Source organism: Paraburkholderia sp. GAS333 (assembly GCF_050435665.1).
GTDB classification, from domain to species: domain Bacteria; phylum Pseudomonadota; class Gammaproteobacteria; order Burkholderiales; family Burkholderiaceae; genus Paraburkholderia; species Paraburkholderia fungorum_A.
This window is the reverse complement of record NZ_JBNDKS010000001.1, coordinates 1,698,593-1,724,986: the sequence shown is the minus strand read 5'-3', so window position 1 is coordinate 1,724,986 and position 26,394 is coordinate 1,698,593. Positions and strand designations below refer to the sequence as shown.

Here is a 26,394-nt window from a genome sequence, read left to right as displayed (position 1 = left end):
GCGCTTCCACAATCGTGAGTCACGATGACTTCGCGCGAATCTTCCTCTTCGTTTTTTCCCCGGCCCACCACGACGAGAGCGACACGGATCAGACAATTCGTGTCGCTACGTGCGTATTCGCACAATGCAAATTTTGGAACGCAGGCACGCTTGAGACGCAAGCTTATGGCCCATCAGGACATGCGGCGTTACACAGAAGAAACAATTCTCCAGAGGGATAACCCTGTCAGGTCGTTTCCCACTGGCGCATCCGTTTTGAAGCTAGCAACGTATCGTAGAAGAACGCATCACGCATAAGAAAACGACACGCAAGGGCCGTTTCATCAACAGGCTACGCGGGGGAAACACCGCTTCGGGGAGAGTGTCATGGAACAGGCAAATAAAGATCGATCGTTGGTGAGCAAGGTGATGGATGGCTTGGTCACCGGGATCGTCGAAGAGAAGTACGGCGCCATACTGCCACCGCAGGATGTGTTGTCGAAGGAGTTCGATGTCAGCCGCACCGTCATGCGCGAGGCGCTGTCGATGCTGCTCGCGCGCGACATGCTCGACGTGCGGCCGAAGATCGGCACGCGCATCCGGCCCATGAGCGACTGGCGCATGATCGACGAGGACGTTGTGAACTGGCGTTTTCGCGCCAAGCCCGATCCGTTGTTCCTGCGCGACGTGATCGAGTTTCGCATCCTGATCGAACCGCGCGCGTCGGCCCAGGCGGCAGCCCGCGGCAGCGCGGCGGATATCGCGGCGATTCGCGACGCGTTTGAGGCGTTCCGCGCGATCCGCCCGGGCGACGCCGGCTATCAGGAAGCCGATGAGCTGTTCCATACGCGCATCGTCGTGGCGAGCGGCAATCAGTTTTTCAAGCAGATGGCGGCAATCATTCGCGGCGCGTTGTCGACCACCAATCCGATCGTCACCGATAAGGACGGCATGTGGGAAACCGCGGTGAATTCGCATCGGCGTGTGGTCGAAGCGATCGAACGGCGCGATCCGAAGGAAGCCGAAATCGCGTCGCTTGCAATGATCGACTACACGGCGGAAGAGGTGGGCGGCACGTTTTCCGCGGAGCCGCCCGCGCACGGTTGAGCGGCGCCTTTACCGCGACGGTGTGCGGTTGGCGAGACCAGGCAGGAAGGACGGCGTGAGCCTATGTCCACGCAGCGGCGTGCGGCATGCGCGACAATAGCGCCTGTTCTGAACTGCATGGACTCGAAGACACGATGACAATCGCACCGCAGGAAAACCCGTCGGATCGCGTGATCCGCTGGGGGATCGTCGGCACGGGCCGGATTGCCCGGCGCTTTGCACAAGGCCTCGCTCATGTGCCGCACGCGCGGATCACCGCGCTGTGGTCGCGTCGCGCGGAACCGGCCAAAGCGTTCGCCGAGGAGTTTGGCGGCGAGGCCTGCGAGGTCTGCGCCGATTTCGACGCGCTGCTCGCCAGCGGCATCGACGCGCTTTATATCGCCACCGTCCAGGACAGTCACGCCGCGTACGCCATCGCCGCGTTGCAGGCCGGTTTGCACGTGTTGTGCGAGAAACCCGCCACCATCAACCAGCCGCAACTCGAGCGCGTGCTCGACGCTGCGCGCGCATCGCAGCGGCTCTTCATGGAAGCGATGAAGCCGCCGTTTTATCCGCTCTACAGAAAGTTGCACCAGCATCTGACCGACCAGCCGATCGGCGAGGTCGGACTCGTGCGCGCCGGTTGTTCGGTGCCGGGCGTGCCGGACGATCATCCTTCGTTGTCGTTCGAGCATGCGGGCGGCGCGCTGCTCGATATCGGCGTCTACGAAATGTTCCTCGCGGTGGACTGGCTCGGCGCACCACTTGACGTGCAGACGCTCGGACGGCTCGGCGCGACCGGTGTCGACACGTTCGCGAGTTTGAACAGTCAGCATGAGCGGGGCATCGCGCAGCTTTTCTGCGGACTCGATCTGCACGGCAAGGGCGACGCACTGTTAATGGCGACGGACGGCCACGTGACGATTCACGAGCCGTGGTGGAATCCGTCACGCGCGACGATCCGTTATAAGGACGGACGCACGGTCGAACTCGACGAGCCGTTCGAAGGCGGCGGCCTCAACTACGAAACGGCGCACTTCTGCGAGCTGATTCGCGCGGGAGAGGTGGAAAGCCCGGTCATGCCGCATAGCAAGTCGTTGCAGATGATCGCGATGGCGGATGCGGCGCGTGCGGCGCTCGGACTCAGGTTCGCGGGGGAGTGAGCGGCGCTGCGTTGTCGCGCCTGCGTGCGCTTGTGTGCGTCGCCTGGAGCCCGCGCCGGAGCCGTAGCTAGACGCGCGGTGATACGATTTACGTGGGCATGCGAACGCGAAAACCGCGCAGCATGCCCGCCGCTTTTGAATACTTTTCACTGGAACGGGAGCCGCTTGCCATGCGCATAGCCGGGAAATTGTGGCGCGAGAATAAAAGCCTCGTCGCGTTTATCTTTCTGATGGTGCTGTTTCGCAGCGCCGTGGCCGACTGGAACGTCGTGCCGAGCGGCTCGATGCTGCCGACCATTCGCGAAGGCGACCGGATTCTGGTCGACAAGATGGCCTACGATTTGCGCGTGCCGCTCACGCATATCACGATCGCGCATTTACACGATCCGCAGCGCGGCGACATCGTCACGATCGATTCGTCGGCCGCGCACGAGTTGCTGGTCAAGCGATTGATCGGCCTGCCCGGCGATGTTGTCGCGATGCGCGACAACGTGCTGTACGTGAACGGCCTGCGCGCCGATTATCGACCGCTGAAACTGACGCCGCTGCCGGGCGACGCGGCGTCACCCGGCGAGTATCTGACCGAGCATTTCGGCGACGTTGCGCATACCGTGCGCCTGTCGGTCGTAGCGCCGAGTCCGCGCGATTCGTTCGGCCCGGTCACGGTGCCGCAAGGCGAGTATCTGATGCTCGGCGACAACCGCGATAACAGCGCGGATTCGCGCTATTTCGGCTTCTTTCCGCGGAACGAGTTGATGGGACGCACGCGTCACGTCGCTTTTTCGCTCGACCCGGATCACTACTACGAGCCGCGTTTCGAGCGTTTTGGTGCGTCTCTGGACGGGCAGTCGAAGGTGGCGAGCCGCTAGGTCGAAGCGGCCCGGTGCCGGTGAGTGACGGTGGGTACGCCGAAGAGTCTGCTCAGTGCCGCGACGGCAAAGCAAGCCGTCGCTCATACCAGCGCTGCACCCATTCCAGCACCTGGCACAGCACCCAGTACACGGCGGCGGCCGCCAGATAAAGCGGCAGCGGCTGATACGTCGACGCGATGATTTCCTGCGCGCTGCGCAGCAGTTCGGTCACGGTAATCACCGACACGAGCGAGGTGTCCTTGATCAGGCTGATCAGGCTGTTCGACAGACTCGGCACTGCAATGCGCAACGCCTGCGGCGCGATCACGTAGCGCAGCGTCTGACGGCGCGACAGGCCGAGGCTATACGCGGCCAGCCACTGGCCGTCGTGAATCCCGAGAATCGCGCCGCGCATGCTCTCCGACAGATACGCCGCGACATTCGCCGACAGCGCGATCACGCCGGCGGGCGTTGGGTCGAGCGAAATACCGAAACTCGGCAAGCCGTAATAAATCACGAAAATCTGCACCAGCAGCGGCGTGCCGCGCATCACGCTCACGTAGATACGCGAAAGCCAGTTCAGCGGACGGCTGTGGCTGACGCCCATCAACGCGAGCACGGCGCCGGCGATCAGGCCGAAGAACATCGACAGAACCGCGAACTTGACCGTCAGGAGAGCGCCCTGCGCGAGCACAGGGAGCGATTGGACGAGCAGGGAGGTGGTGGACATGAGCGGAGATCGAATTGGCGCGCAAAGCGCACATCATAAACTTTGGCGCGGATAAAGCGTGGGTTGGCGGGGTGGGGGCTTACCTGATATTCAAGCTTGCAAAAGCACAAAGGGCGGCATCGTTGACGATGCCGCCCCTTGCTTCATCCCACGAGTCTTACTTGATCGGCTTGCTGACGTCGATACCGAACCACTTGTCCGAGATCTTCGCGAACGTACCATCGGTTTCCAGCTGGGTCATTGCGTCGTCGATTGCCTTGGCGAACTTCGGATTGCCCTTCTTGAACGGAATGCCCGACGGATTGCCCGGACCGACGTTCGAGCCGGTGCGCAACGGCAATTGCGAGTTCTTCAGCAGGTACGCGAGCATTAGGCGGTCGTTGAGCGCCGCATCCAGACGGCCGGCGGCCAGATCGCGCAGATATTCAGGCGCGCCCGGATACGTCTTCACATCGATGCCCGGCACCGACTTCGCCATATCCATGTAGTTCGTGCCCAGACCGACGCCGAGCTTCTTGCCCTTCAGGTCGTCGAGCGTCTTGAAGTCGCGCGTGTCGTCCTTGCGCTGGATCAGTTGCGCGGCCGAATACGTGTAAGCCGGCGAGAAATCGAGCACCTGCTTGCGCGCGTCGGTAATGCCGACCTGGTTGACGATCACGTCGAACTTGCCCGCCTGCAGACCGGCGATGATGCCGCTCCACTCGGTCGTGACGAACTCCGGCTTCACGCCGAGCTTCGCCGCCACGGCCTTGGCGATGTCGACGTCGTAGCCGACCAGTTCGCCGGACGGCGCTTTCGAGTTGAACGGCGGGAAGGTGCCTTCCAGGCCGATACGCAGCGTGCCGCGCTGCTTGACCTGATCGAGCAGGTCGTCGGCGTGCGCTGTGACGGCGGTGAACGACGCGCCGATCAGACCGGCGACGAGAATCTTTTTCAGCAGGCCAAATTTCATCGTGTTCCTTTGTTGTTCGTCTGGCGTTTTAACGGACGAGAGCATAACAAACGAGACTATCGAAACGTAAATACCGTTTGTTTATGTCTATATTCCTTGCAAGCCGCATAAGTCTCCCGACCTGGGCGGCTGCACCGCAGCCTAGCGCAGCGCCTGCGCGCATTCGGCGACCAGCGCCGGTCCGCGATAGATAAACCCAGTATAGAGCTGCACCAGCGCGGCGCCGGCCGCGAGCTTCGCGCGCGCGTCTTCGCCCGAAAAGATTCCGCCGACGCCGATGATCGGCACCGTGTCGCCGACTTCCGCGCGCAGCTTGCGGATCACCTCGTTCGACGCATCGAACACCGGCTTGCCCGACAGGCCGCCCGCTTCGTCGCCGTGTTGCATCCCGGTGACGGCCGTGCGCGACAGCGTGGTGTTGGTGGCGATCACGCCTTCGAATTTGTGACGCAGCAACGTGTCGGCAATCGACTTGATCTGCTCGTCGTCGAGATCCGGTGCGATTTTCAGCGCGAGCGGCACCAGCTTGCCGTGCATGTCGGCGAGGCGCTGCTGCTTGTCCTTGAGCGCGGCGAGCAGCGCATCCAGCTCGCCCGCGCCTTGCAACTGGCGCAGATTCTTCGTATTCGGCGACGAAATGTTGACCGTCACGTAGCTCGCGAACGGGTAAACGCGTTCGAGACAGTACAGATAGTCTTCGGCGGCGCGCTCGATCGGCGTGTCGGCGTTCTTGCCGATGTTCAGCCCGAGCGTGCCGCGATAGCGCGCGGCCTGGACGTTCTTCACGAACTGGTCGACGCCCGCGTTGTTAAACCCCATCCGGTTGATGATGCCGCCCGCCTCCGGCAGACGGAACATGCGCGGACGCGGGTTGCCCGGCTGCGCGCGCGGCGTAACGGTGCCGACTTCGATAAAGCCGAAGCCGAGCGCAGCCAGCCCGTCGATGCAGGCGCCGTCCTTATCGAGGCCCGCGGCGAGCCCGACCGGATTGCGGAACGTCAGCCCCATCACGGTACGCGGCGAATCCGGCACGCGCGGCGCGAACGCGCCTGCGAGGCCGGTACGGCCGGCGGCGCCGAGCATACGCAAGGTGAGGTGATGAGCGTCTTCCGCGTCCATGCGAAAGAGTTGGGCGCGTACGAGCGGGTAGAGGGAACTGAACACGGGACGAAGCCGGGCGGCCGAAAAATGGGAACCCGCCATTTTACCGGCTTTGGCGCGGTAATGAGACAGAGTGGATCGGAGGGGTGGATTTGGCGGGGGCGGTGGAGGCGGGCTGGCTGTCCGGAGCGACGAAAAGGGGCAGCTAGAACCTCGAGTAAGACGCTTTCTACCGGCAGCGACCGGAAACCATCGCTGCCCGAACCTACCGCCCCTAAGGCTTAAGCGGCCCCCGCCGTCCATGAATCGCCAGATCGACCGGAGGCAACTCCACTCCAGCCGGGTCCAGCACCTGCCAGTCGCCGTCGATCAAGCCCTCCAGCGGCCGGAAATTCGCCTTATAGGCCATCTTCGGACTCTCGCGAATCCAGTAGCCGAGATAGACGTACGGCAATTTCAGGCTGCGCGCCTGCTCGATCTGCCAGTAGATGTTGTAAGTGCCGAAGCTGGTATGGGCCAATCCAGGCTCGAAGAACGTGTACACCGACGACAAGCCGTCGCCGAGAATATCGATCATGCTGATCATGCGCAGAATGCCCGGCACATCCGGCCGGTCAGGCAGCGGCTCGCGGAATTCGACCAGCCGCGAATTGATCCGGCTTTGCAGCAGGAACTGCTCGTACTGATCGCGGCTGTCGCGGTCCATGCCGCCCCCCGCGTGCCGCGCCGACTGATAGCGCATATACAGCGCGTAATGTTCCTCGTCGTAATGAAGCGGCGCGACCGTGGCGATCATCTCGCCATGCTTTTTCCAGACCCGGCGCTGTGTACGGTTCGGCTCGAACTGGTCGACCGGCACGCGCACCGGCACGCACGCGCGACAGCCGTCGCAATACGGGCGGTACGTGAAGACACCCGAGCGCCGGAAGCCGGCCTTGACGAGATCGGTATAGACGTCGGAGTTGATCAGGTGACTGGGTGTGGCGACCTGAGAGCGCGCGATACGCCCGTCCAGATAACTGCAGGGATAAGGCGCCGTTGCATAAAATTGCAGCGCTGAAAGCGGGGAAAGAGGCAGCTCGTTAGGATGAGTCACGTTGGCAGCTCTCGAAGCGTCTCTGGTAATGCAAACCCGGCGCCTTGCGATCTGAAACTCGCGGCTCGTGACCCGCGGCCCGGTAGACGGCGGATCCGGATTCGGCCTGATTCTTCCTACGCCGCCCGCGTGACGACGTCGAGCAACGCGGTCTTGTCGAAGCGCCAGGGAATGGCCGGTGCGCCGACAGACGCGCGAACATGCGCGACGAACGTCTTGCGCGCTATCTCGCGACCGCCTAGCGACGCCAGATGCGACGTGTTCTGCTGGCAGTCTATCATTTCTATTTTGTGACGTCGCAAGTGTCCGACAAGCGCGGCCAGCGCCATTTTCGACGCATCGGTGACCTCCGCGAACATCGATTCGCCGAAGAACATCCGGCCGAACGACACCCCATATAAACCGCCCACGCGCCTGCCTTCGAACCAGGTCTCGATGCTGTGCGCATCGCCCACCCGATGCAGCGACGAATACGCTTCGATCACGTCGGCGGTGATCCACGTACCGCGCTGGCCACGACGCGGCGCCTGTGCGCACGCGAGCATCACGCCGGCAAAGTCGTGGTCGACGCGGATTTCCCATGCGTCGTCGCGCAGCACGCGCTTGAGCGTTTTGCGCAGGGACGGCGACAGTTTGAAGTCGTCGGGGCGCAGGATCATGCGCGGATCGGGGCTCCACCACAACACGGGTTGGCCGTCCGAATACCAGGGGAAAATGCCGCGCCGGTAGGCGTCGATCAGGCGTGACGGCAGCAGGTCGGCGCTGGCCGCGAGCAGGCCGGGTGCGCCGCTGGCCGCGCCAAGTGCGCGTTCGACAGGGGGGAACGGATCGTCAGCGCCGAGCCAGGGAACCATGCGCGCCGCTCAACCTTCGCGCAGCGAGCGGAAGATGTCGCCCGTGTGCAGGCCGAAGCTGCCGGCGGAGCGGTCGGCGAAGAAGAAACGCAGGGTCTGGCCGACCGTTGGGAACGCGATTTCGTCCCACGGAATTTCGTGTTCCTCGAAAAGCTTCACTTCGAGGCTTTCCTCGCCGGCGGCAATGTCGAGATCGAGCAGTCGCGCCATATAAAACAGATGCACCTGATGCACGTGCGGCACGTTCAGCAGCGAAAACAGGCTCTGTACCTCGACGCGCGCGCCGGCTTCCTCCAGCGTTTCGCGCGAGGCTGCCTCAGCGGTCGTTTCACCCATTTCCATGAAGCCTGCGGGGAGCGTCCAGTAGCCATAGCGCGGTTCGATCGCGCGACGGCACAGCAGCACCTTGTCGTCCCACACCGGGACGGTACCGACCACGTTGCGCGGATTCTGGTAATGCACGGTGCCGCAACTGCCGCAGACGAAGCGCTCGCGGTTGTCGCCCGGTGGAATGCTCAGACTGACTCCGTGACCGCAGACAGAACAGAATTTCATAGGAGGGGGACTGGAAAGAGTGTTAGGAGTTTATCACCGGGCTGAGCTTTTTCTGAGCTTGGGTGCAAGATCCTGCGGGACATGCGGATTGGGAGTGCGCGGGTGCGAAAGTGCTTGGATAGAAGGGTTTTCTATTCGTAGTCCGGATATTTTGCGTGCATGCGGATGACGCGAAAGGCCGCGCGAGTTGATTCGAAAGCTCGAGTCCGACGATGCGCGTGGCCGCGCGAACGAGGTGGTTTTGCGATTGCGGAGGAGGGGGGCGAGAGGCGCATGAAGAACGGAACTGACTCGCGCATGGCAAATGCATTTAGCCATCATCGACTGACGACGGCGCAAACAAAAAAGGCCTGCCGAATTGGCAAGCCTTGAATGTTTTTTCGACGTCTCGAACCAGTGAGTGTTACTTGGTTGCGGGGGTAGGATTTGAACCTACGACCTTCGGGTTATGAGCCCGACGAGCTGCCAGACTGCTCCACCCCGCGTCCGTCGAAGAAAAGAGTATAGCGTACCGCGTATGCCAACGCAATAGCTATTTAAGAAATGGCTTCAATCGACTCGCCGGCCGACTGCCGCGCGGCGATTGCGTAGCGTCACGATGTGACTCCGGAGAAGCCGCCGCTCCTATTAGCACGTGTCGAGAGCGCACAGGGCCGTGCCATACGCTGCGCTAGAATCCAGATTCCCTTCGCGGCTCGCCACGCATGCAGGCATTCATGCTCACAGGCATGACGGCGAGCGCCTGAACTCCTACCTTGCTCTGAATTCCATGGATATCGCACACGATCTGCAGGTTATTGCCGCTCAGGAACGCACCCTGGTGTTCCCTCAATTCGACGCCGACCGCGCGTGGCAAATCGGCGCTTATCTGCACGAAGTCGCCAAGGCGCGCGGCATCGCGGCGGCCATCGACGTGCGTACCTTCGGGCAGCCGCTGTTTTTCAGTTCGCTCGACGGCGCGACGCCCGACAACGTCGACTGGGCTCGCCGTAAAAGCAACACGGTTGCGCATTTCCGCCGCAGTTCGTACGCGATCGGTTTGAAGATGCAGCAAGCTGGCAGCACGCTCGCCGACAAGCATGGCCTGGCCGCTACGGAATACGCATCGCATGGCGGCGCGTTTCCGTTGACGGTCGCAAACGCGGGCGTGATCGGTTCGATCACCGTGTCGGGTCTGCCGCAACGCGCCGATCACGAACTGGTGGTCGAGGCGCTATGCGCGCATCTCGGCCACGACTACAGCAAGCTCGCGCTCGCGAAGGCCTGACGCGATGCGGGTGCCTCCTTATGCATTGCTCGGGATCGCCATCGTCGCCGAAGTGATCGCGACATCCGCGATGCGCGCCTCCGACGGGTTTTCGCGGCTGTGGCCGTCGACGGTCGTGGTGATCGGCTACGGCATCGCGTTTTACTGCCTGTCGCTGACGCTCAGAAGTATTCCGGTCGGCATCGTGTATGCGGTGTGGTCCGGTGCGGGCATCGTGCTGATCACGCTGGTCGCGTTACTGCTGTACCGGCAGGTGCCGGACTTGCCCGCGATCATCGGGCTCGGGCTCATCATTGCGGGCGTCGCCGTGCTGAACATCTTTTCGAAGATGCAGGCGCATTGACGCCTTCGAACAGGCGCAAGCTCACGGCTTGCGCTCGCCTTGCGCTTATTTGCAACGCACGATCATCGAGCGGTTTTTGACGTTGGCCGACACGACGTTGGTGATGCTGCCGCCCGTCACGCCGCTTTCGTCGTCTTTCGACACGATGTCGTAGCCGGTCGCGCCGCACACCTTGCCGGCCTGCACGTAACAGGACGCCCAGCTGGAATTGGCGTCTGCGCCGCTGCAATTCACCGCGAAACCGGTCTGGCCGTTCGGCAGATTGATCAGAGAAGTCGTGTTCGACGACGCACAGCCCGCCAAGCCCGCGCCCATCAGAATGACGGCGGGCAGTGCGGCCGACAGCGATGCACGACGAACGAGAGCAAGCGCGACGCCTGGCTGGATACGACGGAATAGGCCGGTGCGGCGCGGTTGCGTCATGAATTGCATTGTGATGTTCCTTTCAGATTGAAATTCGGGCTTGCCGCTTCTGCTCAGGACGTGAGCCCCGAGTCACGGCGTTTCGATCGTGATGCCCGCTGCGCTGACCAGCCGGCGGCTTTCAGCGCCGTCTTCGGAGGCCGCGTCTTCCCAGATGCTGATGGCTTTCGGAATGTCGATGCCGTGGCTTTCGGCGTACGCAAACCATTTGTTTGCCGCATCGGGCTCGGGCAATTCGCGGTTCTGCAGAAAATATTTTCCCATATTGCGCTCGCTAGTCTCGAAAAGGCGGGTTGCACTCAGCACGGATCGTGCCGCCGACCATTCGACCCGCGCGGGCGCAACAAGTGCGATCCGATGGCCAGCGCTTGCCGGTTGCACCGAACTTATTGGTCGTCGGCGCGCCTTACTTATCGATATTTGTCGTTACTGGCTCATTGAGAGAAGAGGCGCGCGGGTGTGGCGTGCGCTTTGCAGGTTCGGATGCGGATGCCGTGTTGTCTGAGCGTAGGGCGAGAGTCGCACGCACTGCCGGGCGATGACCGACGCGGCATCCGTCCATCAATTGCAACGAGGAGAACGAATATGGCTGAACGGGTAAGTGGTCCCTATCGCGGCTATTACATCAGCGCCGCCGCGCGTCTCGTGCCGGCGGTCGGAACGCCGGCGGCGGGTGACAGCGCGAAAGCCGGCACGTATGTCGGATCGGTGAGCCTTGCCGAACAGGGCCCGGACGATCCGCACCGGATGGAGACGTTGCTCGAGCTTGGCGACGAGCAACGATTCGGCTGCGAAGAGGAAGCGCTGGTTTTCGTCGAGCAGGCGGCGCGCGATTATGTCGACCGTCTGTTGGGAGGCGCTTGATGGCGGTACGCAATTCAGAGCAGGGTGGTGCTGGAAACGAAATTCACGACGTATTCGACGAAGGATCCGGTAGCGCAGTTCAGGAAACCGATGCCCGCGTGCGCGGGAACGTCCACGAGAATTCCCGCGTGAAGATGGTTCTTTCCGTCGAAAAACGTGCTCTTCAAAACGCTGACAAAAGCCCGTCGGCAGGCTGGACCGCCGTCCGGGGCCGCGAGTACCATAGCGGGGTCGGCGGCGGCCGGCGGTTTGTCGCGGGCGCCGCTCTCCTGCCGGAACCTTCTGATGAGGCGACCATGGAAATTCGGTTTCCCGCGGACGCGCCTGCTTACCGCGGCGCCAATCTGACCGTTGTCTTTCCCGCGCTGGTGGACGGCGAACCGGTGCCGTGCGCGATCTCGGTCGAAGCACTCGAAGATCACTTCGGCGCCTATTCCGAAGACCTCGAAGGCTGGATGCGCGCCTTCGACGCCGGCCGTCCCCGCATCGAGGCGGTGGCGCGCGAACATCTTCAGATCAGCAACGGCACTCCGGTTCTGCTCAAGAGCGGCCACTTTCCGCCTGGAAACGTGGCGGATTAGCCCGGCGCACTCTCGCGAATTCATACGTCGGCGGTGGTTTGCAGCGGTTATCGAACGATTCCTGACAGGCGGCCTGCCAATGTGTCCTGATCGTTCATCGCACGTCCCGGCACAGCTTAACGAAGCGTTCCGCTACGCCGCGTGGCCCGCCGACGCGGCGGCGCGGGCGGCATCGAACGAACGCCGGATTCCCTCCTCGTACGAAGTCTTCGCGATCGGGCCGATCAGGCTCGTCAACGCCGAATCGTCCAGCACGAGCGGTTCGGTCATCAGATAGTTCATCTCCACCAGTTCACGCATGAGCGGATTGAAGAGGCCGAGCACGCGCAGCATGGTCTTGCCCGCGACCGTCAGCCTGGTTTCGCGGCCCGCCAGCGCGTACGCCTGCCGCGCGACTTCGCGCTGCGTAATCGTGCCCGTGCCCGCCAGATGCCACCAGCGCCCATAAGCCCCGGGCGTGCGCGTGAGCGTTTCGACCACCGGTCCGATATCCGGCAGATAGATGAACTCGTGCGGCATATCCACCGGGCCGAGCACCTGCGCGCGCTTGCCGGTCGCGGCGCCGTCGAACACGCCGTTCAGCAGGCTGCGCTCGATACCTGGGCCGTAGAAATCCGGCAGACGCAACACCAGAGTCGACAGCCCGTTCTGCCCGTGCGCGGCCAGCACCAGGTTCTCCTGCGCGAGCCGCATCTGCCCTTTGAACGTATGCGGTTCCCGTGGATGCCCCTCGCTCACCGGATTGGCGCGGGCCCGGCCATACGGATACACGGTGCCGATCAGAATGAAGCGTTCGACGCCCGCCGCCTTGACGCCGGCCAGCGTTCTCTCCATTAGCGGCGGATGTTTGGCGAACTGGTCGTACGGTACGCCGACGAGATAGATCACGGTCTGCAAACCGGCTGCGGCGGCGCGGATCGAAGCGGGGTCGTCGGGATTCCACGTGACGATCTCCGCGTGCGGGTCGTGGCCGAAGGCCGAGTCGAGTGGCTCCCGCGAGCGGCCGACCACGCGGTAGTCGCGTCCCGCCGCACTCAGCGCCGCCGCGATGCTTTGTCCCGCCGCGCCCGCTGCGCCGAATAAACCGATCTTTCCCGTGACTTGCATGACAACTCCTCAAGAAGGCGCCGTATCGCGCGCAGATGCATTCGACTGTCGATTGAAAAGTTACTGAACACCGTTCAATAAACGGTGTTCAGTTTAATTTGACTTTTCAGTTTGTCAAATCGAAAATGGCTGCCATGGGAATCGCTGAAAGAAAAAATCGCCAGAAACAGGCACTGCGCGAACGCATCCTCGACGCCGCGCGGCGCATCGTCATGCGCGAGGGCTTTGCCGCGCTGTCCATGCGCAAGATTGCCGACGCCATCGAATATTCGCCCGCCACGCTGTATCTGCATTTCGCGAGCCGCGACGAGATCGCCCACGCGTTGTGCGAAGAGGGCTTTGCACAATTGCTGAAGACGTTTGAGCCGCTCGCGGCCATCGTCGATCCGGCGGAGCGGCTCAAGGCGTTCGGGCGGGCTTATGTCGCGTTCGGAGTCGCGCATCCCGAAACGTACCGGCTGATCTTCATGGAGGATCCGAGCTATACGGGCGCGGCATTTGGTGGCGCGGCGAAGGCGAGGGCGGTTGACGTGTCCGGGAGCGGAGCGGGAGGCGTGCCGTCGGCGCAAACGGCTGACGGTGATTTACAGGATCAGACCGCCGACGCGTCGCACGCAAATAGTGATGACCCCGGCGCTGAAGCGCTTCACATCATGATCGCCGCGCTCGAAGAACTCAAAGCGACCGGGCGGCTGCCGGCATCGACGGATGCCGCCGTGTGGGCCGAGGCGTTCTGGGCGACCATGCACGGGATCGTCGCGCTGAACCTCACGTGTCCGGTGTTTCCGGGCGCGCCGCTCGAGACGGTGGTGGACGTGGCACTGAACGCCTGGTTGGGAGCCGCACACAAGACGCCGCAGCCTGCGCTTCCTGTCACGGGATAACCGCGAGAAAAGCCAGCAGAAAACCCTCGAAAATTGCGCAGCCTCGCGGAAATAACCTCTCCGCCCGGCCCCAACCGCAAATCCGCCCCCGCGTGATAACGTTCAGTTCCACCTTATTTCGCGCCGTCGCGCCTAGCTCTCCATGTCCATTTCCGCCTCGCCCGCTGTCAGCGACGAAGTCGTGACGCACGTAGCCAACCGTATCGGTTTCATCGAACTGGAGAGGCCCAAGGCGCTCAACGCGCTGTCGACCGGCATGATCCGCGCGATTCACGCGGCGCTCGACGAGTGGCGCGAGAATCCCGACGTGCAGGCGGTCGTGATCCGCAGCCAGCACCCGCGCGCGTTCTGCGCAGGCGGCGATATCCGCTTTCTGTACGAGTCGGCGCAACGTGGCGAACATGACGCGCGCGATACGTTTTTCACCGAGGAATATCGCCTCAATCACGCGATCTTCACGTATCCGAAGCCGTATATCGCGCTGATGAACGGCGTGGTGATGGGCGGCGGCATGGGGATTTCGCAGGGCGCGCATCGAACCGGCGGCCTGCGCGTCGTGACACAGTCGACGAAAATGGCGATGCCCGAAACGCGTATCGGCCTGTTTCCCGACGTCGGCGCGAGCTGGTTTCTGGCTCGGACGCCTGGCGCGATCGGCCGCTATCTGGCGGTGACCGGCGAGACGATCGGCGCGGCGGATGCGCTCTACGCCGGTCTCGCCGACGTCTATATCGATGAAGACGCGTTGCCTGCGCTAATCGAAACCTTGCGCAGCGAACCGTTCGAGCGGGGCGCGGACGTGGTGGCCTGTGTCGAGCGCGAGGCGCTCGCGTATCAGGTAACGCCGAGTCCCGAAACTTCGCCGCTCGCGAATGCGCGTGCGTTGATCGACCGGCATTTCTCGCTGCCGGATGTCGCGCGAATTCTTGCGTCGCTCGAAAAGGAGCGCGCCCGCGACGGCGATGCCGCCGGATGGGCCGAGCAGACCATCGGCGTGTTGCGCGAACGTTCGCCGCTGTCGATGGCGGTGTCGCTGGAAGTGGTGACGCGTGCCGAAGGCTCGATGGCCGAGGTGCTGCGCGGCGATCTCGATCTGACGCGTTCCAGTTTTCTCGCGGGCGATTCGGTCGAAGGCATTCGCGCGCGGATCATCGACAAGGACAATGCGCCGCGCTGGCGTTTCGCGCGCATCGAAGACGTGAGCGCCACCGATGTCGAGAAGATGTTCGAAAGCCCGTGGCCGGCCGCCGAACATCCGCTGCGCGATCTGCGGGGTTAAAAAAAAGCGGGCGGCAATTGAATTGCCGCCCGCTTTTACCTTGTCATCTGTCAGCCGCAGAACCGTCCGCCGCAACATCGTTCTGAGGCGAATCATGGCACGGCGTTATTCCTCGTCCTCGCTCGCCATGAACGCGCGCATGAACACCAGCGCGCCCCAGCCCCACATCGCGTTCGCCGCGAAACCTACCGCGAGGCGCGGCAGCATATTGCCGCTCGGCCAGATACCGCGCAACGGATCGACCACGAACACGCTCGCCGCCGTCAGCACGATCCCGCCGAACACGAAGGCCGGCACCCACGGCGCACGATGATGCGGCGCGACGCGCAGCAGCCACGCCATCAGCACCGCCCAGAACGCGCTCCAGATAGCGTTGGCAATGAACTCGGGCAAGCCGAGCGGCAAAAACGGCGCAGTGGAAAATCCGGTTGGGTCGATCAGGCCGGCTGCGTGCATCAGCGCCAGCGTCGATTCATGGAAGAACAGCGAAGCCAGAAAACCGGCAACAAAAGGCAGAATGAGTTTTTGCATGCATTGCACCGCCAGGGCACAGGCGGCGTGGTTCGCGGCCTGTACCGGGTTATTGGAAAACGAGCGCCATTATATATAGGGGTCCCTTGTTTTCCGCGTGCTTAAAGCGCAACACCCGTATGCTTTAGCGTCGGGCTAATCACGAAAGTGGAAAACCTAAGCTAAAAAAAATCGTTCAAAAGCCGCGGCACGATCCATAGACTGCTTCTTCATACAGACGGCAATTGTTGCCGTCGTTCGTTGAGTCGAGCGCGTGACGCGCACGTTTGGTCGAGGGAAGCCGTTGTGATGTCCTGCCTGATGCCGATCTTCATCCGCCATACCTGCCTCATTGGCCGTAGCGGCCGCACGCGTTGTACCCCGCGTACGGAACGTGAGTGCCGCGGCTCGCACAGTCGCCGGTAAGCCGGTTCCACACCGCTCAGATTCTTGTCCTTTTTTGCGCAGCATCGCCCGGCCAGGGCTTGAAGCAGGCCGGCTGGATGCGCGCGGCCGGCGTGTGCGAGAGGCGCTTCGCGCACCGTCTCCATTCAATCCAGTTTCGAATCAGCAGGAGCAGCAAATGAATGTGTTCTGGTTCATTCCGACTCACGGCGACAGCCGCTATCTCGGCACGTCCCGCGGCGCACGCGCAGCCGATAGCGACTACTTCAACCAGATCGCCGTCGCCGCCGACACGCTCGGCTACGACGGTGTTCTGCTGCCCACCGGCCGTTCGTGCGAAGACGCATGGGTGGTCGCGTCGAGTCTGATTGCCGCGACCAAACGTCTGAAGTTCCTGGTGGCGGTTCGGCCGGGTCTGTCGTCGCCGGGGCTGGCCGCGCGGATGGCGTCGACCTTCGACCGTCTGTCGAACGGACGTCTGCTGATCAACGTGGTGACGGGCGGCGATACGGTCGAACTGGAAGGCGACGGTCTGTTCGTCGATCACGACACGCGCTACGAAATCACCGACGAATTCCTGCACATCTGGCGCAAGCTGCTGACGGCATCGCACAAGAAGGAGTCGATCGACTTCGAAGGCAAGCATCTGGTGTCGAAGGGCGGCAAGGTGCTGTATCCGCCGGTGCAGGATCCGCATCCGCCGCTGTGGTTCGGCGGGTCGTCGCCGGCTGCGCACGACCTGGCGGGCGAGCATATCGACACATATCTGACGTGGGGCGAGCCGCCCGAAGCGGTCGCGGCGAAGATCGCCGACGTTCGCGCCCGCGCGGCCGCCCATGGCCGCGAGATCAAGTTCGGCATCCGCTTTCACGTGATCGTCCGCGAAACGGAAGAAGAAGCGTGGGCTGCGGCCGACAAGCTGATCAGCCGTCTCACCGACGAAACCGTCGCGCGGGCGCAAACCTCGTTCTCGAAGATGGACTCCGAAGGACAGCGCCGCATGGCCGCGCTGCACGGCGGCAAGATCGGCAGCCGCGAGGAACTCGAGGTCTATCCGAACGTGTGGGCGGGCGTGGGTCTCGTGCGCGGCGGCGCGGGCACGGCGCTGGTCGGCAGCCCCGAGCAGGTCGTGGAGCGGATGAACGAATACGCGGCGCTCGGCGTGGATACCTTCATTCTGTCCGGCTACCCGCATCTCGAAGAGTCGTATCGCTTCGCCGAACTCGTGTTCCCGTTGCTCGACCGCAAGGTCAAAGTGTCGAACGGACCGCTGTCGGGGCCGTTCGGCGAAATCATCGGCAATCACCATGTGCCGGAAGCGGTCAGCGCGAGCTGAACGCATGGCGCTGAAAATCTCCGCGAGTCCGAACGGACTCCGCTGATTGTCGGCAAGCAATGAGGAACGCAATCATGGCTTCATCGAGTGTGACCGCGCAGCGGGTTTCGGGCGCCAGTGCGCTGCGCCGTTTCGGCGCACATCTGGCGCCGTGGCTCGCGCCGCTCGCCATTCTGCTGGCGTGGGAATTCGCCGCGCGCAGCGGCGTGCTGTCCACCCGCGTGCTGCCCGAACCGCTCGCGGTCGTGAAGGCCGCATGGTCGCTGATCCAGTCCGGCGAGATGTGGGCGGACGTGAAGGTCAGCACGTGGCGCGCGGTGTCGGGCTTCGTGATCGGCGGCGGGATTGGGCTCGTGCTCGGACTCGCGACGGGCCTGTTCAAGCCGATCGAAATCGCGCTCGACTCGACCGTGCAGATGGTCCGCAACATCCCCGCGCTGGCGATGATTCCCCTCGTGATCCTGTGGTTCGGCATAGAGGAAGAAGCGAAGGTGCTGCTCGTCGCGCTGGGCGTGTTTTTCCCGATCTACGTGAACACGTTTCACGGAATCCGTTCGGTCGACGCCAACCTGATCGAGATGGCGCGCAGTTACGGCGTGAAGGGTTTCGCGCTGTACCGGCATGTGATTCTGCCCGGCGCGTTGCCGTCGATTCTGGTCGGCGTGCGTTTCGCGTTCGGACTGATGTGGGTCACGCTGATCGTCGCCGAGACTATTTCCGCGCAATCGGGCATCGGCTACATGACGATGAACGCGCGCGAATTCCTGCAAACCGATGTGGTGGTGGTCGGCATTCTGCTGTACGCGGCGCTCGGCAAACTCGCCGACGTGCTCGCGAAGGGGCTGGAGCGCGTGTCGCTGCGCTGGCATCCGGCTTATCAAACAGGAGCGAAATGATGAGCGCGACAACATGGTCGACGTCGTTCGGCGGGATCGCGGGCCGCGACCTCGAAGCCGAGTTGGCGCAGCCCCGCATCGCCGGTCATGAAGCGGCTCAGGCGGCCGATCGCAAGTACGCCGATCAGACGCATGCACAAACGCTTTCGCAGACGGAGGAGCGCCCGCAGGCTGGGGCGAGTCAACCGGCCGGTGCACTGACCCGTGAAGACGCGCGTAACGACGCCCGCAGCCCCGCCGACTACGCGGTCCAACTGCGCGGAGTCGGCAAGCGCTACGGCGAGCGCTCGGTGTTGGAGGATTTCGATCTGTCGATCGAGCGGGGCAGTTTCGTGGCGATCGTGGGCCGCAGCGGTTGCGGCAAATCGACGTTGCTGCGACTGGTGGCGGAGCTTGAAAAGAGCACGTCCGGTGTACTCGAAAAGCGCGCCGCCGATGGTGGTCCGCTCGACACCCGCATCATGTTTCAGGACGCGCGTCTGCTGCCGTGGAAGAGCGTGCTGCAGAACGTGATGCTCGGCCTCGGCCGCGGTGCGCGCGAAGATGCGCGCGCCGTACTCGCCGAAGTCGGCCTGCTCGAACGCGCGAACGACTGGCCTGCGCAGTTGTCCGGCGGGCAGCGTCAACGGGTCGCGCTGGCGCGGGCGCTGGTGCATCGTCCGCAGTTGCTGTTGCTCGACGAGCCGCTCGGCGCGCTCGACGCGTTGACGCGGATCGAAATGCACGCGCTGATAGAACGCCTGTGGCGTACTCACCAGTTCACCGCCTTGCTGGTCACGCACGACGTGCATGAAGCCGTCGCGCTCGGCGACCGGATTCTTCTGATCGAAGAAGGGCGTATCGCGCTCGATCAGCCGGTGGCGCTGGCGCGTCCGCGCGCACGGGCGTCGGCGGGATTTGCCGCGCTCGAAGAACACGTGCTGCAACGTGTGCTGAAAACCGCGCCGAACGACGATGCGTTGTCACAACGCATCTACGACGCGCGTGACGAAGGCCGCTCCATCAAGCCAACCGACGTCCGCTGGGCCGTCTGACTTTCGCTGTCATTAATCGCTTTACTGGAGCCACTCGCTATGAGCATTTCCGCTATCAACGTACGTAATCAGTTCAAAGGCAAGATCAAGGAAATCATCCGGGGATCGGTGGTGTCCGAGGTCGATGTGGAAACGCCGTTCGGCATCGTCACGTCGGTGATCACTACGCGCTCGGTCGACGAACTCGAACTGAAGGTCGGTTCGGAAGTCGTCGCGCTGGTGAAGTCGACCGAGGTGTCGATCGCGCGGCTTTGACTGGCAGACGACGGCGCATCGGTGCGCATTGGTGCCCGTCGGGCCGCCGCGCCGTAAAGCCCGTGTTATTTCGCATTCGCGCCGCTCGCGGGCGGCGGACGGCTCATCTTGTCGTTGGTCGGCTTGTCCGGGCGCTTGATCGGCATGTTGTCGGGGTTGGTGGCGCTGGGCGCGCTATCGGCGCCATTCTGGCCATTGACGCCGGCCGCCGCGTCGGGCGGTTTGACCATCGGCGACTGGGTGCCACGCGGCGCGGGCGGGGGATTGGACTGGGCGATTTTGTCGACCTGAATTTTATCCACCTGAGCCGCTTGGGCGGCGCGTACGACGTCGATCGTCTGTGCAAGCGCCGGCGCACTGACGGTGCCGATCCAGGTTAGCGCGACGCCTGCGCTCAGCAGGGTCCATTTGCTTCGCTTCATTTCGCCCTCCGTTCGCGATGCGGCACGCCGGGTATTGAGCATGGCGGGATCGCGTTTTCCGATGGACATCTGGCAGCGGCCGCACGTTGCACGTGTCGTGCTCGTGTCGCGCTTGTGTCACTTTACGCCGATGCAATCGCGCATCTGCGATTCGTCGCCTCAAGCCAGGTTTCCTCTCGCTACGACGCAATGCGCGTGCCTCGACGCGCCCGTGCGCACGCGCATGCAACGCGCATATACAACCGTCCCCGAAACTTGCTAGGATAAATTGATCATTCCGACGGAGACGGCCATGTCGAAGTCATTGAGTCCCGAAGCGGTCGAAGCCTTGCGGCGTCTGAACGACATTGGCGTCGGCCTGCGGGCGCCGGAACTGGCGCCGTCCGTGAAAGCGGAGTTGCTGGCGAGCGGCCTCGCGGCCGAAGCGGGTAGCGGCGAGATCGAGATAACCTGCAACGGCCGGCAATATCTTTCCGGCGATTGCGATTGACCGGCGAGATTGATCGGCGGAACCACGGAGGCGAACATGAAGCCGAAAGGTATCGACATGGGCGACTACGAAGAGCGCTATCAGGACTACGACATCGAAGTCGCGGTCGAACAGGTGCTGACCGGCGTCAACGCGCATTTTCGGGTGCTGCGCGACGGCGCCCCGGTGGTCGACTGGCGGCTGGTGCACATCGACAGCCTGTGGCCCACCGAGCATACGGCGGCCGAGGCGGCGCTACGGGCCGCGCGCGAATTGATCGACGCGGGCTTGCCGACGTAACCGCGATTCCACGCTGATTCTTTTTCTGATTTCCCCATTTCCAACTGGCTGGAGACCTTTGTGCATCTTGCACGCGCGATCCCGATCATCCGTATTTTTTCCGAAGACAAAGCGCAGGAGTTTTACGTCGACTTTCTAGGCTTTACCGTCGAATGGGAGCACCGTTTCGAGGACAATTTCCCGCTCTACATGCAGGTGCGGCGCTCCGATCTGATCCTGCACCTGAGCGAGCATCACGGCGACGCAACGCCGGGATCGGCGATTTTGGTACCGATGCAGGACATCGACGCGTTCCACGACGAGCTGCATACGAAAGACTACAAATATGGAAAGCCCGGCATCGACGTATTGCCGTGGGGCAAGGTGCTGGAGACGACCGATCCGTTCGGCAACCGGATCCGCTTCTGCGAGCCGCCGAAAGAGGAATAACGCTGAGGCAGCAAGTGACCAGACTGCTCACGCGGGCTGTTGTGAAGCCGCGTAAACGCAACTGGGCGCCGGCATCAATACTGCATGCGCGGCGCCCAGTTGATCCACCGCCCTGAACTGACAGGCGGCGGGATCGGCTACGAGTGCTTAGTGGCCGAAGAAAACCGATTGCGGGCCCGAAGCCGGAGCACGCGTACCCGATTGCGACGACACGTTGTTCACGCCGCCGTATGCATTCGATTCAGCGTTAGCGCGTTCAGCAGCAACGGTTTGCGAATTCTGGCCTTGTTGCGAAGCCGGTGCGCCAACCGCAGGACGGTAGAACGGTGCCGGGCCGTAGCCGCTAGCGAATGCGGGAGCAGCGATCGAGGCGGAAACAGCAACCAGCAGGGCGGCGATGAACTTGGTCTTCATGGTAAGACTCCGATAACGTTTCGACTTCATGTGTCAGGAAGGCGTCGCAGGGCCTGGAAGGTTTTGTCTGCAACGTCGATGGAAGGCAGTGTATACCCCTACTATCGAAACTTTGTGCCGATAATACGAATTTACTGTTCTCCATCCTGAAATAATCCGTCAGACGTAGAGACGACAAGGCTGAGCCGTGGTCCGACCCCGTAGACCAAGCGTTTTTGACGGGAAAGACCTGACTGCCGGAGAGGGTATCGGAGCGCTGGAAGTGGCGAAATCGACTGCTGGGAGCCACTGCGGGCGATGATTCCAACCGCTTGGCCAAAACAAAAACGGCGTTGTGATTTCTCACAACGCCGTTTGCAAAACTCTTTACTGCTCGAATTCTTTGGGGTGGCTGATGGGGCTCGAACCCACGACAACAGGAATCACAATCCTGGACTCTACCAACTGAGCTACAGCCACCACTGACATCTGCCAACCTTCAGCAGCCGGGCATTGTACACAATGCGGTAAAATCTGTGTTTTGAATTTTGCAGTCCGCCCTCCATGTCTTCATCGCACACTCCCAGCCCGCGCCGCGTCTCCGTTGCGCCCATGATGGACTGGACCGATCGTCACTGCCGTTCGCTGCATCGCGTTATCTCTCGCCATACCTGGCTTTACACGGAAATGGTGACGACTGGCGCGCTGCTGCATGGCGACGTCCCGCGTCATCTCGCGTTTACGCCCGACGAAGCGCCGGTCGCGTTGCAACTCGGCGGCAGCGAACCGGCCGATCTCGCGCGATCGGCGAAACTTGGCGAGCAGTGGGGCTATGACGAGATCAATCTCAACTGTGGTTGTCCGTCGGAGCGCGTGCAGCGCGGCGCATTCGGCGCGTGTCTGATGAACGAGCCGCAGCTCGTCGCCGATTGCGTCAAGGCGATGCGCGATGTTGTCTCGGTGCCGGTCACCGTCAAGCACCGTATCGGCGTCGACGCGGTTGAAGAATACGGCTTCGTGCGCGATTTCGTCGGCACGGTCGCGGATGCTGGCTGCAACGTGTTCATCGTCCACGCGCGCAATGCAATTCTCAAGGGTTTGAGCCCGAAGGAGAATCGCGAGATTCCGCCGCTGAAATACGAATACGCGTATCAGTTGAAGCGCGAATTTCCGGAGTTGGAGATCATCATCAATGGCGGCATCAAGACGCTCGATGAAGTTGAAACCCATCTTCAACATGTCGACGGTGTGATGCTCGGGCGTGAGGCTTATCACAATCCCTATGTGCTGGCCGACGTCGACGCGCGCTTTTACGGTTCGACGGAAACGCCGCTGACCCGCGAGCAGGTCGAAGCGAAGCTGATCGAATATTGCGCGGCAGAAATGGCGCGCGGCACGTATCTTGGTGCCATCACGCGTCACGCGCTGGGTTTGTATCGCGGGGAAGCGGGTGCTCGTGGATGGCGTCGCGTGTTGTCCGATAGCAAGCGCCTTGCTGCGCGCGATCTGACCATTTTCGACGAAGCAAGACAGCATCTGCGCGAGCCGGTCGAAATTTTTGAATAAAGGGCTAGGCAAACGGATTTCTAGTTGGCATAATCTCGTTTCTTCACTGACTTGCAGAGTTTCTTGGCAACGAGAGGCAAGCAAGTTAAGCAGATGTCAGTGGTGGCTGTAGCTCAGTTGGTAGAGTCCAGGATTGTGATTCCTGTTGTCGTGGGTTCGAGCCCCATCAGCCACCCCAAAGAATTCGAGCAGTAAAGAGTTTTGCAAACGGCGTTGTGAGAAATCACAACGCCGTTTTTGTTTTGGCGCGGGTTCTTTGTGCGATTTCAATGAGCTTCAATGCGCACCTGCAATTCGTCAGCTAATCAGGTTCGTGCACCTCACGCGCACTCTTCGCCGCCGACGAATCAATGTCCATGGCCGCCGCCATGACTGCCACCGCTGCTCCACGAACTGCCGCCGTGCGAGCCGCCATATCCTCCGTATCCGCCGCCGTGCCATCCACCGTGCCATCCACCGTGGCCGCCGCCCCGGCCATGCCAGTAACCATGGCCGCCATGGTAGTAACAGCAGCCGCCACCCCAGCCGCCGTAAATACCCACCGCGCCATACACCGGCCCATACGGATAGCCGTAGCCATAACCGGGGTAATAAGGATACGGCTGCCCGTACGCATAGTCATAACCTGGTGCGACCGCGCATCCGGTGAGTACGGCCGCCGCCGTCAACAACGCGATTGATGCAATGAGCCTGCTCACGATTTTCTCCTTCACGTAAGAGTCAGAAAAATCGCCTGCGATGGAGTTCAGCGGCATTTGTGTCCGCGCACTACTACTGGTACGCGCCAATCCACGTCGCGGATTCATCCGCGCGAATCGAGCGCCATGACAGCGAGGCATCGCGCCAGTCTTCCGGTCTCTTACCAAATCAGCCTGCTGTAACAGTTAGTTAAATATTCGAAAAGGAACTGTAGGGCGGCGCTGCTAACTTCCGGTCAGACAATTGGCTTTGAATCCGGCTCGATACGCGTGTTGTACGTCGCGAAGAATATCGGTGCCCCTTATGTTGCACCCAGGTGCATTCAGGCGCGCTGAGGCCGGACGAAAAGATCGCCCCCGCCACATTCAGGACCGCTTCACGCGACGCCTGCAAACCACCAGCCGTCAATGACGAAAGATCCACAGCCGGCTACCGCATCCGAATGGCGCAGCGAAGGTGACGCACACGTTGCACGCAATGAACTCGATGCCGCGCTGCACTGTTTCGACACAGCCCGCACGCTCGATCCCGCCGATGCAGTCCACTACGAGCGGCTCGCCACCACACTCACCGCGCTAAGCCGCCATGCCGAAGCGGCCGACCAGTATCGCGAGGCGATCGCGCGCAATCCAGACAACGCGGATCTGCATCACGGGCTCGGTTGGGCGCTCGAACTCACGCATCGACTTGAAGAAGCAATCGACGCATATCGCGAGGCGGTGCGTCACAATCCGCGCGCGGACGGTTCGAGCAACAACATGGGCAACTGCCTGCAAGCGCTCGGCCGTTTCGACGAAGCGCACGAAGCGTATCGCCGCGCGATAACCGGCGCGCCACGGGTGCCGCTGTATTACCGCAATTTCGTGCAGACCAAGCGTCTCACGGTCGACGATCCCGTGTTCGAGTCGCTGCGGCAACTGATTGCCGATAGCGCCTCGCTGAGCGTCGCCGATCAGGCCGAAGCTCACTTCGCCTATGGCCAGGCGCTCGCGGACGTGGGCCGCAATGACGATTCGTTCGATCATCAACTGAAAGGCAACGCACTGCATCGCGCCGGCGTGCGCTATAACGAAGCGGATTCGCTAGGCCTGTTCGCCCATATGCCGGCCATGATGAACGCGGACGTGCTCGCCGCCGCGCGCGGTCTGGGCGATTCGTCGGCCGCGCCGGTTTTTATCATCGGCATGCCGCGCTCCGGTTCGACGCTGATCGAGCAGATTCTGGCGAGCCACCCGCAGGTGTTCGGCGCGGGCGAGCGTACCGAATTCGGCGAGGCGCTGGTGAAGAGCATCTGTCGTCCGGTTGACGATCCGTTGAGGATCGGCATCGAGTCGATGCAGGGAGTCGGCGCCGCGCAATTGCGTACGCTAGGCGGCGACTATCTGCGTCTCATGCAGCGGGCGCTGCCCGACATGCAACGCGAAAGCAGCGGCGATACACCTCGCTACACGCGCTTCACCGACAAATATCCGTTCAATTTCATCAACGTCGGGCTGATTCACCTGGCGCTGCCGAACGCGCGCTTTATCCATAGCAGCAGGTCGCCGTTGCAAACCTGTCTGTCGATTTTTTCGCGGATCTTCCACGACGTGCCGTTCGGTTATGACCTCGGCGAACTCGGCCGCTACTATCGTGCGTATGATAGGTTGATGTCGTACTGGCACAGCGTGCTGCCCGAGGGCGTGATGATCGAAGTGAAATACGAAAATCTGGTCGAGGATTTTGAAGGCAATGTGCGGCGGATGCTCGCGCATTGCGGACTCGACTGGGATGAGCGCTGCCTCGCGTTCCATCAGACAACCAGGCAGGTGAATACCGCCAGCTCGGCTCAGGTGCGTCAGCCGATCTACAAGACTTCGGTGCGGCGCTGGCAGCCGCGGGCCGAGTTGCTTGAGCCGCTGTTCGACGGCTTGGGTGCGGAGCTGGCGTCGGCTGACGACATTGTCCGAAGGGATTCTGCCGTCACGGATCGGCAGGCGGCCGTAAGCGCGGGGCAAACATCATGAGCGGGCCGCGTGGTGCTGTTATCTGGATGACGGGCTTGTCCGGCGCGGGCAAGTCGACGCTGGCCGACGCGCTGCACCGGCGTCTCACGGAACGGGGATGCGCGTCGATCGTGCTCGACGGCGACGTACTGCGACGCGGGCTGAACGCCGACCTCGGTTTTTCCACCGAAGATCGCAGCGAGAACCTGCGCCGCGTCGCGCACGTCGCGGCGCTTTTCATGCAGCAGGGTTTCGTTGCGATTGCCGCGGTGATTTCGCCGGAGCATCTGCATCGACGCACGGCACGTGAAATCGTCGGTAACGGTTTCGTCGAGGTGTTCGTGAATGCGCCTCTGCAAGTGTGCGAAGCGCGCGATGTCAAAGGGCTTTACGCACGCGCGAGGCGCGGCGAGATTCCGCTTTTCACCGGTATTTCAGGAGTGTTCGATGTGCCAGTCGCGCCGGATGTCGTGATCGACACCGCTCATGTGTCGGTCGACCAGGCGGTGGACCGGTTGCTTGACCAATTGATGCGGATGGAGCGTTTGCAATGACTTCCGGGCGCGCGAGCGGCATAACG

32 protein-coding genes and 3 tRNA genes are annotated in these 26,394 nt (G+C 62.3%); 20 read left to right on the top strand and 15 right to left on the bottom strand.

Going from position 1 to position 26,394, the window contains the following annotated elements:
* Positions 1-366: 366 nt before the first annotated feature.
* The 3 genes from ABH945_RS07740 (at position 367) to lepB (ending at position 3,097) form a co-directional block, all read left to right on the top strand.
* Positions 367-1,086 carry a FadR/GntR family transcriptional regulator gene (locus ABH945_RS07740; RefSeq protein ID WP_074763799.1) on the top strand — a complete coding sequence of 240 codons (720 nt, stop codon included), beginning with the start codon at positions 367-369 and terminating at the stop codon, positions 1,084-1,086.
* A 134-nt stretch (positions 1,087-1,220) separates the two neighbouring features.
* Positions 1,221-2,228: a Gfo/Idh/MocA family protein gene (locus tag ABH945_RS07735; RefSeq protein ID WP_429250380.1), complete on the top strand. Its 1,008-nt coding sequence runs from the start codon at positions 1,221-1,223 to the stop codon at positions 2,226-2,228.
* A 170-nt stretch (positions 2,229-2,398) separates the two neighbouring features.
* A complete protein-coding gene (lepB, locus tag ABH945_RS07730; RefSeq protein ID WP_074763801.1) occupies positions 2,399-3,097 on the top strand; it encodes a signal peptidase I in 699 nt (232 codons plus the stop codon).
* Positions 3,098-3,149: 52 nt separating this feature from the next.
* Here lepB and ABH945_RS07725 read toward each other — a convergent pair whose 3' ends face one another.
* The 7 genes from ABH945_RS07725 to ABH945_RS07695 all read right to left on the bottom strand — a co-directional run bounded on the left by ABH945_RS07725 (position 3,150) and on the right by ABH945_RS07695 (position 8,852).
* On the bottom strand, positions 3,150-3,809 hold the full coding sequence (locus ABH945_RS07725; RefSeq protein WP_074763802.1) for an amino acid ABC transporter permease: 660 nt from the start codon (positions 3,807-3,809) through the stop codon (positions 3,150-3,152).
* A gap of 157 nt (positions 3,810-3,966) precedes the next feature.
* The gene (locus ABH945_RS07720) at positions 3,967-4,761 is read right to left on the bottom strand and encodes a cystine ABC transporter substrate-binding protein (protein ID WP_429250185.1); all 795 of its coding nucleotides are present in this window, start codon (positions 4,759-4,761) and stop codon (positions 3,967-3,969) included.
* Positions 4,762-4,902: 141 nt separating this feature from the next.
* Positions 4,903-5,925 (bottom strand): quinone-dependent dihydroorotate dehydrogenase, encoded by a 1,023-nt coding sequence (locus tag ABH945_RS07715; protein ID WP_429250184.1) that lies wholly within the window; start codon positions 5,923-5,925, stop codon positions 4,903-4,905.
* 211 nt (positions 5,926-6,136) lie between these two features.
* A complete protein-coding gene (locus ABH945_RS07710; RefSeq protein ID WP_074763804.1) occupies positions 6,137-6,958 on the bottom strand; it encodes an arginyltransferase in 822 nt (273 codons plus the stop codon).
* Positions 6,959-7,074: 116 nt separating this feature from the next.
* A complete protein-coding gene (gene aat / locus ABH945_RS07705; RefSeq protein ID WP_429250183.1) occupies positions 7,075-7,812 on the bottom strand; it encodes a leucyl/phenylalanyl-tRNA--protein transferase in 738 nt (245 codons plus the stop codon).
* A 9-nt stretch (positions 7,813-7,821) separates the two neighbouring features.
* Positions 7,822-8,367, bottom strand: a complete 546-nt coding sequence (locus ABH945_RS07700; protein WP_074763806.1) for an NUDIX hydrolase — start codon at positions 8,365-8,367, stop codon at positions 7,822-7,824.
* Between the two features lie 408 nt (positions 8,368-8,775).
* Positions 8,776-8,852, bottom strand: a tRNA-Met gene (locus ABH945_RS07695).
* Between the two features lie 284 nt (positions 8,853-9,136).
* On the opposite strand from ABH945_RS07695, the gene ABH945_RS07690 reads away from it, so the two are divergent.
* Both ABH945_RS07690 and ABH945_RS07685 read left to right on the top strand, forming a co-directional pair.
* Positions 9,137-9,634, top strand: a complete 498-nt coding sequence (locus tag ABH945_RS07690) for a heme-degrading domain-containing protein (RefSeq protein WP_429250182.1) — start codon at positions 9,137-9,139, stop codon at positions 9,632-9,634.
* Positions 9,635-9,638: 4 nt separating this feature from the next.
* A complete protein-coding gene (locus ABH945_RS07685) occupies positions 9,639-9,977 on the top strand; it encodes a DMT family transporter (protein ID WP_074763808.1) in 339 nt (112 codons plus the stop codon).
* A gap of 45 nt (positions 9,978-10,022) precedes the next feature.
* Here ABH945_RS07685 and ABH945_RS07680 read toward each other — a convergent pair whose 3' ends face one another.
* Both ABH945_RS07680 and ABH945_RS07675 read right to left on the bottom strand, forming a co-directional pair.
* Complete coding sequence (locus ABH945_RS07680; RefSeq protein ID WP_074763809.1) at positions 10,023-10,409, bottom strand: hypothetical protein; 387 nt, start codon at positions 10,407-10,409, stop codon at positions 10,023-10,025.
* 63 nt (positions 10,410-10,472) lie between these two features.
* Complete coding sequence (locus ABH945_RS07675) at positions 10,473-10,664, bottom strand: hypothetical protein (protein WP_074763810.1); 192 nt, start codon at positions 10,662-10,664, stop codon at positions 10,473-10,475.
* A 321-nt stretch (positions 10,665-10,985) separates the two neighbouring features.
* Here ABH945_RS07675 and ABH945_RS07670 point away from each other — a divergent pair, with 321 nt between their 5' ends.
* A complete protein-coding gene (locus ABH945_RS07670; RefSeq protein WP_429250181.1) occupies positions 10,986-11,264 on the top strand; it encodes a hypothetical protein in 279 nt (92 codons plus the stop codon).
* A gap of 134 nt (positions 11,265-11,398) precedes the next feature.
* Positions 11,399-11,845 carry a DUF1488 domain-containing protein gene (locus ABH945_RS07665; protein ID WP_429250379.1) on the top strand — a complete coding sequence of 149 codons (447 nt, stop codon included), beginning with the start codon at positions 11,399-11,401 and terminating at the stop codon, positions 11,843-11,845.
* Between the two features lie 132 nt (positions 11,846-11,977).
* On the opposite strand, the gene ABH945_RS07660 is transcribed toward ABH945_RS07665, so the two are convergent.
* Positions 11,978-12,952 (bottom strand): NAD-dependent epimerase/dehydratase family protein, encoded by a 975-nt coding sequence (locus tag ABH945_RS07660; RefSeq protein ID WP_429250180.1) that lies wholly within the window; start codon positions 12,950-12,952, stop codon positions 11,978-11,980.
* A 134-nt stretch (positions 12,953-13,086) separates the two neighbouring features.
* Here ABH945_RS07660 and ABH945_RS07655 point away from each other — a divergent pair, with 134 nt between their 5' ends.
* Both ABH945_RS07655 and ABH945_RS07650 read left to right on the top strand, forming a co-directional pair.
* Positions 13,087-13,836 carry a TetR/AcrR family transcriptional regulator gene (locus ABH945_RS07655; protein WP_083379943.1) on the top strand — a complete coding sequence of 250 codons (750 nt, stop codon included), beginning with the start codon at positions 13,087-13,089 and terminating at the stop codon, positions 13,834-13,836.
* 142 nt (positions 13,837-13,978) lie between these two features.
* Positions 13,979-15,115, top strand: coding sequence for an enoyl-CoA hydratase/isomerase family protein (locus tag ABH945_RS07650; RefSeq protein WP_429250179.1), 1,137 nt, complete (start codon positions 13,979-13,981; stop codon positions 15,113-15,115).
* 105 nt (positions 15,116-15,220) lie between these two features.
* Here the strand turns inward: ABH945_RS07650 and ABH945_RS07645 are convergent, their stop codons facing one another.
* Complete coding sequence (locus ABH945_RS07645; RefSeq protein ID WP_074763814.1) at positions 15,221-15,646, bottom strand: hypothetical protein; 426 nt, start codon at positions 15,644-15,646, stop codon at positions 15,221-15,223.
* A 562-nt stretch (positions 15,647-16,208) separates the two neighbouring features.
* Here ABH945_RS07645 and ssuD point away from each other — a divergent pair.
* The 4 genes from ssuD to ABH945_RS07625 all read left to right on the top strand — a co-directional run bounded on the left by ssuD (position 16,209) and on the right by ABH945_RS07625 (position 19,551).
* Complete coding sequence (ssuD, locus tag ABH945_RS07640) at positions 16,209-17,366, top strand: FMNH2-dependent alkanesulfonate monooxygenase (RefSeq protein WP_429250178.1); 1,158 nt, start codon at positions 16,209-16,211, stop codon at positions 17,364-17,366.
* Positions 17,367-17,440: 74 nt separating this feature from the next.
* Positions 17,441-18,262, top strand: coding sequence for an aliphatic sulfonate ABC transporter permease SsuC (ssuC, locus tag ABH945_RS07635; protein WP_074763816.1), 822 nt, complete (start codon positions 17,441-17,443; stop codon positions 18,260-18,262).
* The gene (locus ABH945_RS07630; RefSeq protein WP_429250177.1) at positions 18,262-19,296 is read left to right on the top strand and encodes an ATP-binding cassette domain-containing protein; all 1,035 of its coding nucleotides are present in this window, start codon (positions 18,262-18,264) and stop codon (positions 19,294-19,296) included. The genes ssuC and ABH945_RS07630 overlap by 1 nt, the downstream gene beginning before the upstream one ends.
* Positions 19,297-19,335: 39 nt before the next feature.
* Positions 19,336-19,551 (top strand): TOBE domain-containing protein, encoded by a 216-nt coding sequence (locus tag ABH945_RS07625; RefSeq protein ID WP_074763818.1) that lies wholly within the window; start codon positions 19,336-19,338, stop codon positions 19,549-19,551.
* Positions 19,552-19,616: 65 nt separating this feature from the next.
* Here the strand turns inward: ABH945_RS07625 and ABH945_RS07620 are convergent, their stop codons facing one another.
* Complete coding sequence (locus ABH945_RS07620) at positions 19,617-19,973, bottom strand: hypothetical protein (RefSeq protein WP_429250176.1); 357 nt, start codon at positions 19,971-19,973, stop codon at positions 19,617-19,619.
* Between the two features lie 292 nt (positions 19,974-20,265).
* On the opposite strand from ABH945_RS07620, the gene ABH945_RS07615 reads away from it, so the two are divergent.
* Genes ABH945_RS07615 through ABH945_RS07605 form a run of 3 tightly spaced genes read left to right on the top strand, consistent with a single transcriptional unit; the run spans position 20,266 to position 21,171 of the window.
* Positions 20,266-20,463 carry a hypothetical protein gene (locus ABH945_RS07615; protein WP_074763819.1) on the top strand — a complete coding sequence of 66 codons (198 nt, stop codon included), beginning with the start codon at positions 20,266-20,268 and terminating at the stop codon, positions 20,461-20,463.
* 36 nt (positions 20,464-20,499) lie between these two features.
* Positions 20,500-20,742: a DUF6566 family protein gene (locus ABH945_RS07610; protein WP_429250175.1), complete on the top strand. Its 243-nt coding sequence runs from the start codon at positions 20,500-20,502 to the stop codon at positions 20,740-20,742.
* Positions 20,743-20,802: 60 nt separating this feature from the next.
* Entirely contained in the window at positions 20,803-21,171 is a 369-nt protein-coding gene (locus ABH945_RS07605; protein WP_429250174.1) for a glyoxalase superfamily protein, read from the top strand.
* 147 nt (positions 21,172-21,318) lie between these two features.
* On the opposite strand, the gene ABH945_RS07600 is transcribed toward ABH945_RS07605, so the two are convergent.
* Entirely contained in the window at positions 21,319-21,585 is a 267-nt protein-coding gene (locus ABH945_RS07600) for a hypothetical protein (protein WP_074763821.1), read from the bottom strand.
* Between the two features lie 383 nt (positions 21,586-21,968).
* Positions 21,969-22,044, bottom strand: a tRNA-His gene (locus ABH945_RS07595).
* Between the two features lie 84 nt (positions 22,045-22,128).
* Here ABH945_RS07595 and dusA point away from each other — a divergent pair.
* Both dusA and ABH945_RS07585 read left to right on the top strand, forming a co-directional pair.
* Positions 22,129-23,130 (top strand): tRNA dihydrouridine(20/20a) synthase DusA, encoded by a 1,002-nt coding sequence (gene dusA / locus ABH945_RS07590; protein WP_074763822.1) that lies wholly within the window; start codon positions 22,129-22,131, stop codon positions 23,128-23,130.
* Positions 23,131-23,232: 102 nt separating this feature from the next.
* Positions 23,233-23,308 (top strand) — tRNA-His (locus ABH945_RS07585).
* Positions 23,309-23,477: 169 nt separating this feature from the next.
* On the opposite strand, the gene ABH945_RS07580 is transcribed toward ABH945_RS07585, so the two are convergent.
* Positions 23,478-23,828 carry a hypothetical protein gene (locus ABH945_RS07580; protein WP_429250173.1) on the bottom strand — a complete coding sequence of 117 codons (351 nt, stop codon included), beginning with the start codon at positions 23,826-23,828 and terminating at the stop codon, positions 23,478-23,480.
* 408 nt (positions 23,829-24,236) lie between these two features.
* Between ABH945_RS07580 and ABH945_RS07575 the strand changes: the two genes are divergently transcribed.
* Both ABH945_RS07575 and cysC read left to right on the top strand, forming a co-directional pair.
* Complete coding sequence (locus ABH945_RS07575; protein ID WP_429250172.1) at positions 24,237-25,835, top strand: sulfotransferase; 1,599 nt, start codon at positions 24,237-24,239, stop codon at positions 25,833-25,835.
* A complete protein-coding gene (gene cysC / locus ABH945_RS07570) occupies positions 25,832-26,368 on the top strand; it encodes an adenylyl-sulfate kinase (RefSeq protein ID WP_429250171.1) in 537 nt (178 codons plus the stop codon). Before ABH945_RS07575 ends, cysC begins: the two co-directional genes overlap by 4 nt.
* The last annotated feature ends 26 nt before the right edge of the window (positions 26,369-26,394 follow it).

Coding starts and splice junctions, on each gene's coding strand:
- ABH945_RS07670 (WP_429250181.1), top strand. CDS start 10,986: ATGGCTGAACGGGTAAGTGGTCCCTATCGCGGCTATTACATCAGCGCC.
- ssuC (WP_074763816.1), top strand. CDS start 17,441: ATGGCTTCATCGAGTGTGACCGCGCAGCGGGTTTCGGGCGCCAGTGCG.
- lepB (WP_074763801.1), top strand. CDS start 2,399: ATGCGCATAGCCGGGAAATTGTGGCGCGAGAATAAAAGCCTCGTCGCG.
- dusA (WP_074763822.1), top strand. CDS start 22,129: ATGTCTTCATCGCACACTCCCAGCCCGCGCCGCGTCTCCGTTGCGCCC.
- ABH945_RS07690 (WP_429250182.1), top strand. CDS start 9,137: ATGGATATCGCACACGATCTGCAGGTTATTGCCGCTCAGGAACGCACC.
- ABH945_RS07700 (WP_074763806.1), bottom strand. CDS start 8,367: ATGAAATTCTGTTCTGTCTGCGGTCACGGAGTCAGTCTGAGCATTCCA.
- ABH945_RS07740 (WP_074763799.1), top strand. CDS start 367: ATGGAACAGGCAAATAAAGATCGATCGTTGGTGAGCAAGGTGATGGAT.
- ABH945_RS07665 (WP_429250379.1), top strand. CDS start 11,399: ATGGTTCTTTCCGTCGAAAAACGTGCTCTTCAAAACGCTGACAAAAGC.
- ABH945_RS07630 (WP_429250177.1), top strand. CDS start 18,262: ATGAGCGCGACAACATGGTCGACGTCGTTCGGCGGGATCGCGGGCCGC.
- ABH945_RS07625 (WP_074763818.1), top strand. CDS start 19,336: ATGAGCATTTCCGCTATCAACGTACGTAATCAGTTCAAAGGCAAGATC.
- ABH945_RS07620 (WP_429250176.1), bottom strand. CDS start 19,973: ATGAAGCGAAGCAAATGGACCCTGCTGAGCGCAGGCGTCGCGCTAACC.
- ABH945_RS07675 (WP_074763810.1), bottom strand. CDS start 10,664: ATGGGAAAATATTTTCTGCAGAACCGCGAATTGCCCGAGCCCGATGCG.
- ABH945_RS07650 (WP_429250179.1), top strand. CDS start 13,979: ATGTCCATTTCCGCCTCGCCCGCTGTCAGCGACGAAGTCGTGACGCAC.
- ABH945_RS07680 (WP_074763809.1), bottom strand. CDS start 10,409: ATGCAATTCATGACGCAACCGCGCCGCACCGGCCTATTCCGTCGTATC.
- ABH945_RS07725 (WP_074763802.1), bottom strand. CDS start 3,809: ATGTCCACCACCTCCCTGCTCGTCCAATCGCTCCCTGTGCTCGCGCAG.
- ABH945_RS07720 (WP_429250185.1), bottom strand. CDS start 4,761: ATGAAATTTGGCCTGCTGAAAAAGATTCTCGTCGCCGGTCTGATCGGC.
- ABH945_RS07660 (WP_429250180.1), bottom strand. CDS start 12,952: ATGCAAGTCACGGGAAAGATCGGTTTATTCGGCGCAGCGGGCGCGGCG.
- ABH945_RS07685 (WP_074763808.1), top strand. CDS start 9,639: ATGCGGGTGCCTCCTTATGCATTGCTCGGGATCGCCATCGTCGCCGAA.
- ABH945_RS07600 (WP_074763821.1), bottom strand. CDS start 21,585: ATGAAGACCAAGTTCATCGCCGCCCTGCTGGTTGCTGTTTCCGCCTCG.
- aat (WP_429250183.1), bottom strand. CDS start 7,812: ATGGTTCCCTGGCTCGGCGCTGACGATCCGTTCCCCCCTGTCGAACGC.
- cysC (WP_429250171.1), top strand. CDS start 25,832: ATGAGCGGGCCGCGTGGTGCTGTTATCTGGATGACGGGCTTGTCCGGC.
- ABH945_RS07575 (WP_429250172.1), top strand. CDS start 24,237: ATGACGAAAGATCCACAGCCGGCTACCGCATCCGAATGGCGCAGCGAA.
- ABH945_RS07615 (WP_074763819.1), top strand. CDS start 20,266: ATGTCGAAGTCATTGAGTCCCGAAGCGGTCGAAGCCTTGCGGCGTCTG.
- ABH945_RS07610 (WP_429250175.1), top strand. CDS start 20,500: ATGAAGCCGAAAGGTATCGACATGGGCGACTACGAAGAGCGCTATCAG.
- ABH945_RS07735 (WP_429250380.1), top strand. CDS start 1,221: ATGACAATCGCACCGCAGGAAAACCCGTCGGATCGCGTGATCCGCTGG.
- ABH945_RS07655 (WP_083379943.1), top strand. CDS start 13,087: ATGGGAATCGCTGAAAGAAAAAATCGCCAGAAACAGGCACTGCGCGAA.
- ssuD (WP_429250178.1), top strand. CDS start 16,209: ATGAATGTGTTCTGGTTCATTCCGACTCACGGCGACAGCCGCTATCTC.
- ABH945_RS07645 (WP_074763814.1), bottom strand. CDS start 15,646: ATGCAAAAACTCATTCTGCCTTTTGTTGCCGGTTTTCTGGCTTCGCTG.